Annotated in this window: 14 protein-coding genes; 12 read left to right on the top strand and 2 right to left on the bottom strand. The window is 50.5% G+C overall.

Translation table 11 applies throughout. From position 1 onward, the window contains the following. The first annotated feature begins 152 nt into the window (after positions 1-152). The 9 genes from DW739_RS08015 (at position 153) to DW739_RS07975 (ending at position 7,753) form a co-directional block, all read left to right on the top strand. The gene (locus DW739_RS08015) at positions 153-353 is read left to right on the top strand and encodes a hypothetical protein (RefSeq protein WP_107000506.1); all 201 of its coding nucleotides are present in this window, start codon (positions 153-155) and stop codon (positions 351-353) included. A 217-nt stretch (positions 354-570) separates the two neighbouring features. Then, entirely contained in the window at positions 571-882 is a 312-nt protein-coding gene (locus DW739_RS08010) for a rhodanese-like domain-containing protein (protein WP_022359332.1), read from the top strand. Between the two features lie 141 nt (positions 883-1,023). Next, complete coding sequence (locus DW739_RS08005; RefSeq protein ID WP_118742893.1) at positions 1,024-2,190, top strand: class I SAM-dependent RNA methyltransferase; 1,167 nt, start codon at positions 1,024-1,026, stop codon at positions 2,188-2,190. Continuing rightward, positions 2,180-3,895 carry a lectin like domain-containing protein gene (locus DW739_RS08000; RefSeq protein ID WP_118742892.1) on the top strand — a complete coding sequence of 572 codons (1,716 nt, stop codon included), beginning with the start codon at positions 2,180-2,182 and terminating at the stop codon, positions 3,893-3,895. The genes DW739_RS08005 and DW739_RS08000 overlap by 11 nt, the downstream gene beginning before the upstream one ends. 109 nt (positions 3,896-4,004) lie before the next feature. Continuing rightward, positions 4,005-4,607 (top strand): RdgB/HAM1 family non-canonical purine NTP pyrophosphatase, encoded by a 603-nt coding sequence (gene rdgB / locus DW739_RS07995; protein WP_107000503.1) that lies wholly within the window; start codon positions 4,005-4,007, stop codon positions 4,605-4,607. Further along, entirely contained in the window at positions 4,604-5,101 is a 498-nt protein-coding gene (locus DW739_RS07990; protein ID WP_118742891.1) for a metallophosphoesterase, read from the top strand. Before rdgB ends, DW739_RS07990 begins: the two co-directional genes overlap by 4 nt. Before the next feature lie 134 nt (positions 5,102-5,235). After that, the gene (locus tag DW739_RS07985; RefSeq protein WP_182427961.1) at positions 5,236-5,865 is read left to right on the top strand and encodes a DUF3877 family protein; all 630 of its coding nucleotides are present in this window, start codon (positions 5,236-5,238) and stop codon (positions 5,863-5,865) included. A gap of 16 nt (positions 5,866-5,881) precedes the next feature. Continuing rightward, a complete protein-coding gene (locus tag DW739_RS07980) occupies positions 5,882-6,742 on the top strand; it encodes an SseB family protein (protein WP_022359338.1) in 861 nt (286 codons plus the stop codon). A 15-nt stretch (positions 6,743-6,757) separates the two neighbouring features. Beyond that, entirely contained in the window at positions 6,758-7,753 is a 996-nt protein-coding gene (locus tag DW739_RS07975; RefSeq protein ID WP_107000500.1) for an aldo/keto reductase, read from the top strand. 69 nt (positions 7,754-7,822) lie between these two features. On the opposite strand, the gene DW739_RS07970 is transcribed toward DW739_RS07975, so the two are convergent. Continuing rightward, the gene (locus DW739_RS07970; protein WP_181357182.1) at positions 7,823-8,167 is read right to left on the bottom strand and encodes a NusG domain II-containing protein; all 345 of its coding nucleotides are present in this window, start codon (positions 8,165-8,167) and stop codon (positions 7,823-7,825) included. After that, positions 8,148-9,173 (bottom strand): FAD:protein FMN transferase, encoded by a 1,026-nt coding sequence (locus tag DW739_RS07965; RefSeq protein WP_118522667.1) that lies wholly within the window; start codon positions 9,171-9,173, stop codon positions 8,148-8,150. Before DW739_RS07965 ends, DW739_RS07970 begins: the two co-directional genes overlap by 20 nt. A 287-nt stretch (positions 9,174-9,460) precedes the next feature. On the opposite strand from DW739_RS07965, the gene DW739_RS07960 reads away from it, so the two are divergent. The 3 genes from DW739_RS07960 (at position 9,461) to DW739_RS07950 (ending at position 12,537) form a co-directional block, all read left to right on the top strand. Continuing rightward, complete coding sequence (locus DW739_RS07960) at positions 9,461-9,994, top strand: Gx transporter family protein (protein ID WP_107000497.1); 534 nt, start codon at positions 9,461-9,463, stop codon at positions 9,992-9,994. 172 nt (positions 9,995-10,166) lie between these two features. Beyond that, the gene (gene galT / locus DW739_RS07955) at positions 10,167-11,672 is read left to right on the top strand and encodes a UDP-glucose--hexose-1-phosphate uridylyltransferase (RefSeq protein ID WP_118491591.1); all 1,506 of its coding nucleotides are present in this window, start codon (positions 10,167-10,169) and stop codon (positions 11,670-11,672) included. Between the two features lie 10 nt (positions 11,673-11,682). Next, on the top strand, positions 11,683-12,537 hold the full coding sequence (locus DW739_RS07950) for a RelA/SpoT domain-containing protein (protein WP_265104151.1): 855 nt from the start codon (positions 11,683-11,685) through the stop codon (positions 12,535-12,537). Positions 12,538-12,540 lie beyond the last annotated feature (3 nt).

Raw genomic sequence — 12,540 nt, 5'->3', positions numbered from 1 at the left:
GCATAAAAAGTAAGAATTACCCTGCATACTTTCGCAGTAAAATTCCATACTAAGACCTGTAACAAGAAAGTGACGGTTAAGCGGCTGTTCACAGGAAGCCGGAACCGACACGTAGAAAACCTGACAGGGCAGGAATTTAGGAGGAATGACTTATGTCAAGCAAAAACAGTTACAGCAACTATGATAACAGTGCTGAGAAAAACAGCACCAAAAATGCATCCAAGAACAGCTCTAATTATGGTTCCAACCAGAGCCAGAACCGCATGCAGAACCAGAGCCAGAACCGTTCCAGGAATAGCTCTAAAAACCAGTATCAGGACAAGACAGAGGATGATTACAGCGATTGTGACTGATGAGACAGGCAGATAAGAGAAAAAATAGTGAATGCCGGGAATGCGGAATATCCACCGTTTCCCGGCATTTGTTCGTTTTCTAGCCAATGGAAGAGGCTGCCGCATCTCCTCCGACACCTGTCCGACGGACAAAGCATATATTAATATTACATAGAGTTAAAAAAGAAATCGGGTTCTGTCAGAAACCGTTTTTGTATAAAATGAGGAGGGATGACGGATGTATCAGACCATACCGGTGCGGTATCTGGACGCGTGGCTGGAGCAAGGGTACACGGGACGGCTGATTGACCTTCGGACGCCGGAAGAATATAATGTATCTCACCTCTGCGAGGCGGAAAATATTCCATTTTTATGGCTTCAGGATAACCGGCAGACACTTACAGGTGAACGTCCGCTTCTGTTTTACTGTGCGCGGGGGAGTGAAAGCCTTCTGGTGTGCGGCTGGTATGACCGGATGGGATATGAGGTTTATAATCTGGGCGGCGGTTACCGCTTTTATCAGGGGAAGTATCAGTGCAGCCTGAGATAGACACTTTTGCCGCGGCTTTTCATTGACAGATGCAGACCAGTCAACTAGAATAAAAATGGTGAAGACTGTAATGAAAATAAAAGGATTCTTTGCATGAAATGATTTGGCAATGAATCCACAGAGAGATAAGAGGAAAAAAGATTGAAACGATATGAACTGATTGCTTCCTGCCATTTTGGACTGGAAGCAGTGTTAAAAAAAGAGGTAGTGGATCTGGGCTATGAGGTTACCGAGGTGGAAAATGGTCGCGTAACCTTTATCGGCGATGCGGAGGCGATCTGCCGTGCGAATATTTTTCTGCGGACGGCGGAGCGCGTCCTTTTAAAAGTGGGAAGCTTCAAGGCAGTGACCTTTGACGAGCTGTTTGAGGCGACCCGTGCGATTCCGTGGGAGAAATATCTTCCGAAGGACGGTAAATGCTGGGTTAAAAAGGCGTCGTCTATTTCGAGTAAGCTGTTCAGCCCGTCAGATATCCAGAGAATTATGAAAAAGGCGATTGCCCGTCATATGCAGGAATATTACGATCTGGACCGGATGCCGGAGACGGGCAATGAATATCCGCTGCGCGTCTTTTTCTATAAGGATCAGGTGACAGTCGGTATCGATACGAGCGGCGAGTCGCTGCACAAGCGCGGTTACCGTCAGATGACGAGTAAGGCGCCGATCACGGAAACACTGGCAGCGGCGCTGATTCTTCTGACTCCGTGGAAAGCGGACCGGATTCTGGTCGATCCGTTCTGCGGAAGCGGTACTTTCCCAATCGAGGCGGCGATGATCGCGGCAAATATGGCACCGGGCATGAACCGTTCCTTCCTGTCGGAGAGCTGGACAAACCTGATTCCGAAGAAATGCTGGTACGACGCGATCGATGAAGCGACCGAGATGGTGGATGATACCGTAAAGGTAGACATTCAGGGCTACGATATTGACGGAGAGGTAATCAAGGCGGCGCGGGAAAATGCGGAGAGAGCCGGAGTGGATCACATGATTCATTTCCAGGAGCGCCCGGTGGCGCAGCTGAGCCATCCGAAGAAATATGGCTTTATTATCACAAACCCGCCTTACGGCGAGCGTATCGAGGAGAAAAAGAACCTTCCAGCGCTCTATAAGACGATCGGTGAACGGTTTAAGGCGCTGGATTCCTGGTCGATGTACCTGATTACCGCGTATGAGGACGCAGAGCGCTATATTGGCAGGAAAGCGGACAAGAACCGGAAAATCTACAATGGTATGATGAAGACGTATTATTATCAGTTTATGGGTCCGAAGCCGCCGAGAAGAAAAACGGGGGATCAGGTTGAAGCGTAATGTTTTCTATGGGGCGCTTCTGGTGCTTCTGCTGGGATTTCTGGTACGCGAGAACCGTCTGATTCATATTCCGAAGCAGGTGGAAAAGACGGAGGAGAGCGCCGAGTGGCAGCCGGAGTGGTATGAGCAGATGGCCGAGGAGATTAATGACAGCCCGATCACGCTGGAAGTCGATGGAACAATGGTCGATCCGCAGCTTGGAAGCTTGAGAATGTCGCAGGACGGGCAGTTTATGATACCGTATGGGATGCTGCCGGACGCGCTTTCCTGTGCGGCGCTTCTCTACGATGGAAACCGGCTTGTGATGGAGCGCGGCAATACTCATGCGGAGATGACGGTCGGAAGCCCGGAACTTTTGCTTGGGGAGGAGAGCCAGACGATTGCAGCACCCCCAGAGTGGGAAAATGGAATCCTGTATGTGCCGCTTGAGGCGGTGACGGAGGTATTTTCCTATGAAGAAAATTGGGATGCAGAGAACCGGAAAATGGAACTGACCGGGTCAGAGGATCCAGCCACGTTTTTGCCGGAATCCTATGATTACCGGAAGGCTGGCCGGGCACCGGCGGTTAAAAACCAGGGGAGTCTCGGAACGTGCTGGGCGTTTGCATCGGTGATGGCGCTGGAAAGTCGTGTCCGGCCGGAGTGGAATGTCAGCTTTTCGGAGGATCATATGTCCCTCCGGAACAGCTTCCATTTTTCACAGAATGCCGGGGGCGAGTATACGATGTCGATGGCGTATCTGCTGGCGTGGCAGGGGCCGGTGCTGGAAGAAGAGGATCCATACGGCGACGGCTATTCGCCTGACGGTTTAAGCCCTGCTTGTCATGTGCAGGAGATACAGGTGTTGCCGGAGAAGGATTATGAGGCGGTTAAACGGGCGGTTTATCTGTACGGAGGCGTTCAGAGCTCCCTGTATACGGCGATGGTCAGTGACCGCGACGACACGCATTATTACCGGAAAGAGACAGGGGCGTACTGGTATAATGGCGATGAGAAGCCAAATCATGACGTTGTGATCATCGGCTGGGATGACCACTATTCGAGAGACAATTTTAATCAGCCGCCGGAGGGGGATGGCGCGTTTATCTGCGCCAACAGCTGGGGCGGCGAATTTGGGGACGATGGGTATTTTTACGTGTCCTACTATGATACAAATATTGGGATCCACAACATTCTCTATTCCGGAATCGAGTCGGCAGATAATTACGACCACATTTACCAGACAGATCTGTGCGGCTGGGTCGGGCAGCTCGGTTACGGAAAAGAATCGGCATTTTTTGCCAATATTTATACGGCAGAGGAGAAAGAAGAGCTGGAGGCAGTCGGCTTCTATGCAACCGGGGAAAATACATCGTATCAGGTATATACCGTGACGGACGCCGAGGGCAGCTCCCAGTTCGGGCGGCGCAGAAAGGTGGCTTCCGGGGAGGTTGCGAACGCCGGATATTATACGGTTTTGCTGGATAAGACGGTGACGCTGGAGGCAGGCGAACGGTTTGCCGTGATTGTCGAGATCACGACGCCGGGAGCGATTCATCCGGTGGCGATCGAGTACAGTTCGCCGGATAAGGGACTGACGGTCGATTTAAGCGACGGTGAAGGCTATATCAGTTACCGCGGTTCCTCCTGGGAGCGCGTGGAGACGGAGCAAAACTGCAATGTGTGTTTGAAAGCGTATACGAGGAATGTGGATTCCTGGAATTGATTGCTGGTACGGATGTGAAGGTATGGCGGAAGCTGTTTTTGAAGAACGGTGATTCGGAATGTCGGGATATGAAAAGCCATGCTGTTTGAGGATAAAGGAGCGAGGAAAAGTGAGCGAGAAAATTATATTTGCGACGGGAAATGCGGGAAAGCTGAAAGAGATCCGTGAGATTTTAAAGGATTTAAACCGTGAGATTGTTACGATGCGCGAGGCTGGATTTGAAGGCGAGATCGAGGAAAATGGAACCACCTTCCGCGAGAATGCAGAGATCAAGGCGAAGGCAGTCTGGGAGAAGACGGGCGGCATCGTGCTGGCAGATGATTCCGGACTGGTGATAGATTATTTAAACGGCGAGCCGGGCGTTTATTCAGCGCGGTATTTAGGGGACACACCGTATGAGGAAAAGAACCGGATTTTGATTGAGCGCGTGAAGGATGCAAAAGGAAAAGAGCGGAGCGCCCGTTTTATGTGCAATATCGCGGCAGTGCTGCCGGATGGCAGAGTGCTTCACACAGAAGCGGCGATGGAGGGCGAGATTGCAAAGGAAGCGGCTGGAAACGGCGGATTTGGATATGATCCGATTCTCTGGCTGCCGGAGTACGGCAAAACGTCAGCAGAGCTCACGATGGAGGAGAAAAACCGTATCAGCCACCGGGGCAAGGCGCTGGAGCGGATGAAAGATGCGCTGAAGGAGGCGCTTGGCGAGAGATGAAAAAGATATTAATTACAAGCGACACCCACCGTCGGGATGGTAATCTGCTGGAAGTCATCCAGAATGAAGCACCGTTTGACATGTTCATTCATCTGGGTGACGCCGAGGGAAGTGAGGACATGATTACATCGTGGTGTAAGGAGCAGAACCCGGACTGCGAGGTCTATATGGTGCTGGGAAATAATGATTTTTTCTCCCATCTGGACCGTGAGAAGGAGATTTCGATTGGAAAATACCGCACATTTCTAACCCACGGTCATTTTTATAGCGTATCGGTTGGGACGGAGCGCCTGATCGATGAGGCACAGGATCGCGGCGTGCAGATTGCGATGTTTGGACATACCCACAAGCCGTATCTGGAGCTGCGCGGGGATCTGACTGTGTTGAATCCGGGCAGTCTTTCGTTTCCGCGCCAGGAGGGCAGACGCCCGAGCTACATGCTCATGGATCTGGATGACGAGGGCGAGGCGCATTTTACGACCTGCTATTTGTAGAGGTCTGTTACTGGGCACATATGTGTGTCACTGTACACGCATACGTGCCCAGTAACTATGCGTGTACAGAAACCGAAAAAGCAAATATCCGCATATTGACGCATTTTCGGTAAATTGTTATAATGAGAGAGATTGTGAAAAAGGTACTTATCAATGATTCAATCGACCCAATAAAGATGCCGGGGACGGAGGTTTCGTTTCCGAGGCAGGAGTATGACATGAAACTGGAAGCTTTAATTCAAAATATGACGGATCAGATCAAAGAGGCGCAGCTAAAACTTGGTTATGCCAGGGAGACGATGCGCCTTTATTATCCGCTTTCTTCCCTGAATGCGATGCTGGAGATGCAGGAGACGGATATCCGGGAGCTGGCGAAGAAGATACGGCATGAGCTGGAGGCGAAGAAGGAGAAAATGGGAGATACCCAGATTCGGATCCACGCCGATCGGATCGTCTTTACGATCCCGCCGGATTTTGTGGAGTATGTCCATGAGCAGGTTCCGGAACCGCCGTTTTTAAAGGAGCTGATCCAGTTGTTTCGGGAAAAGCACGCCTGCACAAAGGAAGAGATTACCGCTGTGTTTGAAAAATTCGGTGCGTATGAGTGTCGGCAGATGCCGGACGGCATGGATTTTGATTATGTCATTTATTTTACAGACAGCAGCATCGATGCATATGATTACTGCATCCGTGAGGAGATGGGGCACACGATTTACCACCGATTTGCACGGGCTGATTTTGAGGCATTGATGACGATTCAATAAAAAGGAGATTAGACGGATGGAAAACGAGACAAAGCAGACAAATACGAATGAACAGGAGCCGGATATCTTCGCACAGAAGTTAAGAGAGGCAGATTCCTTATATGCCATTCTTTCCGGATGTACGAAAGAGCCGTATGTATACTGTGATCCGGAAACAATGGATGATGCCATCCTGCTGTTTACGGACGAAGAGGGCGCAAAGGCAGGCGCACAGAAGCTGGCAGAGCAGCAGATTCCGGTAGGAATCGCGAAGGTAGACAGAAAGAGCCTTCTGCTTTTCTATACCAGCCTTTACACGATGGGTGTCAATGCTATCCAGGTACACGTGGGCGAGGAGCAGAAGATGATTCAGCTGACCGAGTTTGTAAGACGCAAAGACCCGGAGGAGAGTAAGAATGGAAAAGTCTGGGTGGAGAACCCGGAGCTGCACCTGACGATGCTTTACTATATGCAGGATCTGCGCCGTCAGCCAAATCAGGAGATTACGCCGGAATTAAACGATTTACAGGAGGAGATCGGCGCGCACTTCACGAAGGGCCGCTATATCGTGCCGCTTCCAGAGGAAGGAAATGGCATTCCGCTGGTTAAATTAAAGAGCGGAGATATTTTCCAGCCGATCTTTACGGATGTGATCGAGTTCCAGCGTTTCAACCGTGAGAAGAAATTCCGCCCGGTTGTCGTAGATGCGCTCAAGCTGGCTCAGGTACTCCCGGAGGAGGCAAAGGGCATCGTTCTCAATCCGCTGGGCGTTAATATGCCGCTGACCGTACAGAAAGTAAAGAAGCAGCCGGAAGCACCGGTCCAGAAGCCGGTATCCGTAGAGGCACAGATCGACGCAGCTATCCGCGAGGTTCAGGCAGAGGCTGGACGGGAGTAGGAAAGGAAAGAGTATATGTATCAGGCAGCAGACGCAAGATATGATGGAATGACCTACAACCGCTGCGGCAGCAGCGGACTCAGACTCCCGGCAGTTTCGCTGGGATTCTGGCATAATTTTGGCAGCACTGGCGTCTATGAGACAATGCGGAAGCTGTGTTTTACCGCTTTTGACAATGGCGTCACGCACTTTGACCTTGCCAACAATTATGGACCGGAGCCGGGAAGTGCTGAGGAAAATCTGGGACGGATTGTAAAGGAAAATTTCATGCCATATCGAGACGAGCTGATCATCAGCACGAAAGCCGGATACGAGATGTGGAACGGCCCTTATGGAAACTGGGGCAGCCGTAAATACCTGCTTGCAAGCCTCGATCAGAGCCTTACACGCCTGGGACTTCCGTATGTAGACATTTTCTACCATCACCGGATGGACCCGGAGACGCCGCTTGAGGAGACGATGGGAGCACTCGATCAGGCAGTTAAGAGCGGAAAAGCTCTCTATGCAGGACTTTCCAACTACAATGGACAAAAAATGCAGGAAGCCGCTGCGATCCTGCGTGATCTGAAATGCCCGTTCGTCATCAATCAGAACCGCTACAGCATCTTTGACCGCACGATCGAAAACAACGGCTTAAAAGAAGCTGCTGTCAAAGAAAAGAAAGGTCTGATTGCATTCAGCCCGCTTGCACAGGGAACCTTAACCGACCGTTATCTGTACGGCATCCCAGCCGACAGCCGCGTCATGACCGACGGCAGATTTCTCAAAAAAGACCAGCTCACCGAAGAAAAAATCAGCCAGATCCGCGCCCTCAACGAGATGGCCGGACAGAGAGGCGAAAAACTCTCCCAGATGGCGCTCAAATGGGTCATGAAGGATCCTGTGGTAACCAGCGTTCTCATCGGTGCGTCCAAACCGGAGCAGATATTAGATAATCTGAAAATGTTGGATGGGGCACCGTTGAGCGAGGAAGAGCTGCTTAAAATCGATCAAATTTGTGGAATAAAATAAACAGAAAACGCCCAGCGGCGCAATTATGCGTACCCGCTGGGCGTTTCCGTCCGTGTTGGCAAACCATATCTATTTAACCGCCACAACCACCCTATTCGGCAGGCAAACCAGCGATTCCCCACTCTCTGAAACGGTTCCCTGCTTCACACAGAGCTTGTCCGGGCAGTCTGCCTCTTCGATCCGGGCACATCCATCTTGAATCACCAGATGATTTTGTCCCCCCTGATACCCGTCGATCCAGGTGTCTATCTCCTCATCCAGCCGGTAGGTGGCGACGGTTGTTCCATTGACACTGACATCAACGGTAAAAGCATCCTTCTGGCGCTGCAAGCGCACAACCAGAAAACCGATGAGTATGACGGCAAGAAGAACCAGAATCAAAACAAAATCATTTCTATTTTTCTTTGATTTCATCAATAAATGCCTCCGCTCCATCCGAGTAAATCAGTTTATAATCATCCGTGATAAAATAAGCATAAATGCCATCCATTGAATTGATGAGTTCCAGGCCCTTATCCAGTCCCATCGAGAAACAGGTCGTGCTGAGTACATCGCCATCCACCGAACGCGGGGAGACGATCGTCACGGAAACCAGTCCGTTCTGGTACGGATAGCCTGTTTTCGGGTTTAACAGGTGATGGTAATTGACACCGTTTTTCTCAAAATGGCGCTCATAGACGCCGGAGGAGACAACGGACATGTCATCAATATTCAGATCGGCAAAAACCGTTGCATAGTCGGCAAACGGTTTCTGCAGCCCGATGCGGAACGGCTGGTGGTTTGTGCGCTCACCGACACAGAGTACGTTGCCGCCCAGGTTGATGATGGCGCTTTCGACGCCGGATTCGGTCAGATAGTCTTTCATGCGGTCGGCAATGTAGCCCTTGGCGATGGAGCCGAGGTCAATCGTCGTGTCCGGGGAGAGGAAGGTTAAAGTATTTCCGTCAAGTTTCACATTTTTCCAGTTGACGCGTTCTGCCGCCGCTGTTATGTCATCCTCCGCCGGGATCACGTGCTCGTCGCTGGTAAAATTCCAGAGAGAACTGAGCGGTTCGATCGTCAGGTCGTAGGCACCATGGGAAACCTCACTGTAATGCAGTCCTTCAGAAATCATCGCCGCCATATCGTCGGAGACGGTAAAAGTCGTCTCGTCGGCGCTGCGGTGGTTTAACTTGTAAAGCTCGCTGCCCTCGATCGTCTTGCTGAAACGGTTTTCGTACTCCTGGCACATGTCCACACAGTGGTCAAGGATCGCTTCATCCTGCGAATCATAGAGTGTGATGTTGACAAATGTATTCAGCAGAAACGCGGAACGGCTGATCGGCTCCCGGCGGGATTTGCTGAAAAGAAGCGCCGCGCCGCAGCCCAAAAATACGACGGCAAGAAGTGTCAGAAGCGCGGATAAATCCTTTTTTTTCATAAAGAGCTCCATTCTTAAAAATATCGAAAATTCGGTTTGAAACTATGTTTGCAAAAATGTCTGCAACTACTCTAACAAAGGTTGATAGGAAAGTCAAGATTACGGCCCAGAAACTAAACGCATCGGCAGCCAGAACGTTACTGTACACGTATGCGTGAACAGTAACGCCAGAACTGTATCGTACGGAATTTTTAGTTCAGAAAATTCCTATCTGTGAACAGTTACGCGCTTTACAAAACTAAAAATTTTTACTAATATATTTATAGAGGTATACAGAGGAGGAAGAAATGCAGAAAAAAGGACGAGCAGGCACATCCAGAGCCGGAAAAATCGCTTTATATGGAATGATGACAGCGCTGGCATTTCTGCTGAGCTATGTCGAGACCCTGATACCGCTCAACTTGGGCGTTCCGGGGATCAAGCTGGGATTGGCGAATCTGGCGTCGATCGTGAGCCTGTATCTGCTGGGAGCCGGTGCGGCAGCGGCGATTGCATTGGTGCGTATCGTGCTGGTAGGATTTACGTTTGGAAACCTGTCGATGATGCTGTATAGTCTGGCAGGTGCTGCGGTCAGCCTTCTTCTGATGGTGGTGTTCCGCCGGTTGGACTGGTTCGGCGTGACCGGTGTCAGCATCCTGGGTGGTGCGGGACACAACATCGGGCAGCTTATCGTGGCGGCGCTGGTGGTGGAAAATGCGAGTCTGTTCTACTATCTTCCGGTGCTTCTGGCAGCCGGAACGGCAGCGGGGGCGCTGATTGGGCTTCTCGGAGGAATCCTGGTAAACCGCTTAAAATGTCTGGATTTGACAAAATTTATGTAAATGGAAGCCACAAGAGTAAGAGGATGTACAGTGACTGTTCATATGCAGGCATTTTTGGAACCGAAAATGCCATGAGATAAGGTGGCGCAATGGTATACGGGCAGCTAAAGTTATAATGATAAAAGGATAAGAATGAAACAGCAAGGTTGTTTTTCAGTCAGGAGGATAGGGTATGGCAGTATATGAAGCAATCAGAAATTTAGTACAGTACGGAGTCAATACGGGGCTTCTTCAGGAGTCGGATCGCATTTACGCGACGAACCAGATTCTCGAGGTTCTGGGACTGGATGAATATGAAGAACCACAGGGCGCATGCAGGGAGATTTCACTGGAAGAGACGTTGGATGCCCTGCTTGATTATGCACATGAGACGGGCGTTTTGAAGGAGGACGGCGTGGTGTACCGCGATCTGTTCGACACTAAGCTGATGAACTGCCTGATGCCGCGCCCGAGCGAGGTGATTGGACATTTCTGGAAATTGTATGAGGAATCGCCGGAGGCGGCAACCAATTATTATTACAAATTGAGCCAGGATTCCAATTACATCCGCCGTTACCGTGTTTCCAAGGATATGAAATGGAAAACAGATACAAAATACGGGGAGCTGGACATCACGGTTAATTTATCCAAGCCGGAGAAAGATCCGAAGGCAATCGCGGCAGCCAAACTGGCAAAGCAGAGCGGTTATCCGAAATGCCTCTTATGCAAGGAAAATGAAGGCTATGCCGGACGTGTCAACCATCCGGCGCGCAATAACCACCGCATTATCCCGATCACGGTCAATGACAGCCAGTGGGGCTTTCAGTATTCGCCGTATGTGTATTACAATGAGCACTGCATCGTGTTCAACGGTGTGCACACGCCGATGAAGATCGAACGGGCAACGTTTGTCAAATTGTTTGATTTTGTGAAATTGTTCCCGCACTATTTCCTGGGGTCCAATGCGGATCTGCCGATCGTCGGCGGTTCGATTTTAAGTCACGACCATTTCCAAGGCGGACATTACACGTTTGCGATGGCAAAAGCGCCGATTGAACAGAAATTTGAGATGGAAGGCTTCGAGGATGTGGAAGCCGGAATCGTTAAATGGCCGATGTCAGTTCTGCGGACCCGTTCCAAGAATCCGGACCGCCTGATTGATCTGGGTGAAAAGGTGTTGCGTGCATGGCGCAGCTATACGGATGAGGATGCTTTTATTTATGCTGAGACGGACGGAGAACCGCACAACACGATCACGCCGATTGCCAGAAAGAATGGCGATTTCTACGAGCTGGATCTGGTGCTCCGCAATAACATCACGACGGATGAGTATCCGCTTGGTGTTTACCATCCGCACGCGAAGCTGCATCACATCAAGAAAGAAAATATCGGTCTGATCGAGGTCATGGGTCTGGCGGTGCTCCCGTCCAGATTGAAACAGGAGCTTGCCGATCTGGCGGAGGCGATCCTTTCCGGAGGCGATATCCGTTCCAATCCGGAGCTTGAAAAGCATGCGGACTGGGTGGATGAGTTCCTGCCGAAGTATGAGCATATAACAAGTGAAAATATAAACGAAATCCTGCAAAAAGAGGTAGGTCTTGTCTTTGAGCAGGTACTGGAAGACGCGGGCGTATATAAGTGTACGCCGGAAGGCAGGGAGGCATTTGCCCGGTTCCTGCGCTCAGTGGGCTTCCGATAAAGAGGAGATAATGGAGAGAGATTTATTTTTAAGAAAATATCGGATCGAACAGGAAGACTTTGACGCGGCGGGCGTTTCCTGGGAGGAATTGACTGCGATCGCGGATCATTATGCGACGATCGAGGGAAAGCTGCGGGAGATTGGCAAGGATTTTGTAGATAAGTATCTGTATGATATTGAAAAAGCGGGGATCCATTCCTACCGTTACCGTACCAAGGCACCGGGGCATCTGCTGGAGAAGATCATCCGCAAGAAAAAAGAGCAGCCGGAGAAATTTGCCCAGCTGGGAGTTGATAATTACTGGAAATACGTGACGGACCTTATCGGTATCCGTGTATTCTTCCTGTACCGTGAGGATTGGCGTCATTTCCATGAATACATCACATCGGCGTTTGAAAATGCCCCGGAGCAGTATGTAAAAGACCGTGAGCGCGATTTTGACAACGATGAGACACACTGCTACATTGCAGAGCGTCCGAAGGTATACCGCCGAAACGGGGACAGCCGGATCTACGATGAAAATGTGATCGAAATCAAGTCAGGCGGTATCTACCGTTCCCTTCACTACATCATCAAATACCGCGGTTACTACGTCGAGATTCAGGCGAGAACGCTGTTCGAGGAGGGATGGAGTGAGGTTGACCACGACATTGTTTATCCGTACCACAAGGACGACGTGATGCTGCGCGATTTCTCCCGCCTGTTAAACCGGCTCTCCGGCATGGCGGATGAAATGAGCTCGTATTTCCGCCGGATGAAGGTGGAGAAGGAGTTTGAAGAGGTTCTGCTCGGAGAATATAAGGAAGACAAAGAGGCGAAGCTGCTCGCAAGTATGCGGGAGCTGCTGGGGAAAGAAGAACGATAAGGA

Source organism: Clostridium sp. AM28-20LB (genome assembly GCF_003480665.1).
Taxonomy (GTDB): domain Bacteria; phylum Bacillota; class Clostridia; order Lachnospirales; family Lachnospiraceae; genus Otoolea; species Otoolea fessa.
Note: the sequence above shows the minus strand (reverse complement) of the source record. Positions and strands in the feature narration are given on the sequence as shown.

Excerpts from the sequence above, each read along its gene's own strand:
- DW739_RS07965 (WP_118522667.1), bottom strand. The coding sequence starts at position 9,173 with ATGAAAAAAAAGGATTTATCCGCGCTTCTGACACTTCTTGCCGTCGTA.
- DW739_RS07990 (WP_118742891.1), top strand. The coding sequence starts at position 4,604 with ATGAAAAAGATATTAATTACAAGCGACACCCACCGTCGGGATGGTAAT.
- DW739_RS07950 (WP_265104151.1), top strand. The coding sequence starts at position 11,683 with ATGGAGAGAGATTTATTTTTAAGAAAATATCGGATCGAACAGGAAGAC.
- DW739_RS08015 (WP_107000506.1), top strand. The coding sequence starts at position 153 with ATGTCAAGCAAAAACAGTTACAGCAACTATGATAACAGTGCTGAGAAA.
- DW739_RS07980 (WP_022359338.1), top strand. The coding sequence starts at position 5,882 with ATGGAAAACGAGACAAAGCAGACAAATACGAATGAACAGGAGCCGGAT.
- DW739_RS07960 (WP_107000497.1), top strand. The coding sequence starts at position 9,461 with ATGCAGAAAAAAGGACGAGCAGGCACATCCAGAGCCGGAAAAATCGCT.
- DW739_RS07975 (WP_107000500.1), top strand. The coding sequence starts at position 6,758 with ATGTATCAGGCAGCAGACGCAAGATATGATGGAATGACCTACAACCGC.
- galT (WP_118491591.1), top strand. The coding sequence starts at position 10,167 with ATGGCAGTATATGAAGCAATCAGAAATTTAGTACAGTACGGAGTCAAT.
- DW739_RS07970 (WP_181357182.1), bottom strand. The coding sequence starts at position 8,167 with ATGAAATCAAAGAAAAATAGAAATGATTTTGTTTTGATTCTGGTTCTT.
- DW739_RS08010 (WP_022359332.1), top strand. The coding sequence starts at position 571 with ATGTATCAGACCATACCGGTGCGGTATCTGGACGCGTGGCTGGAGCAA.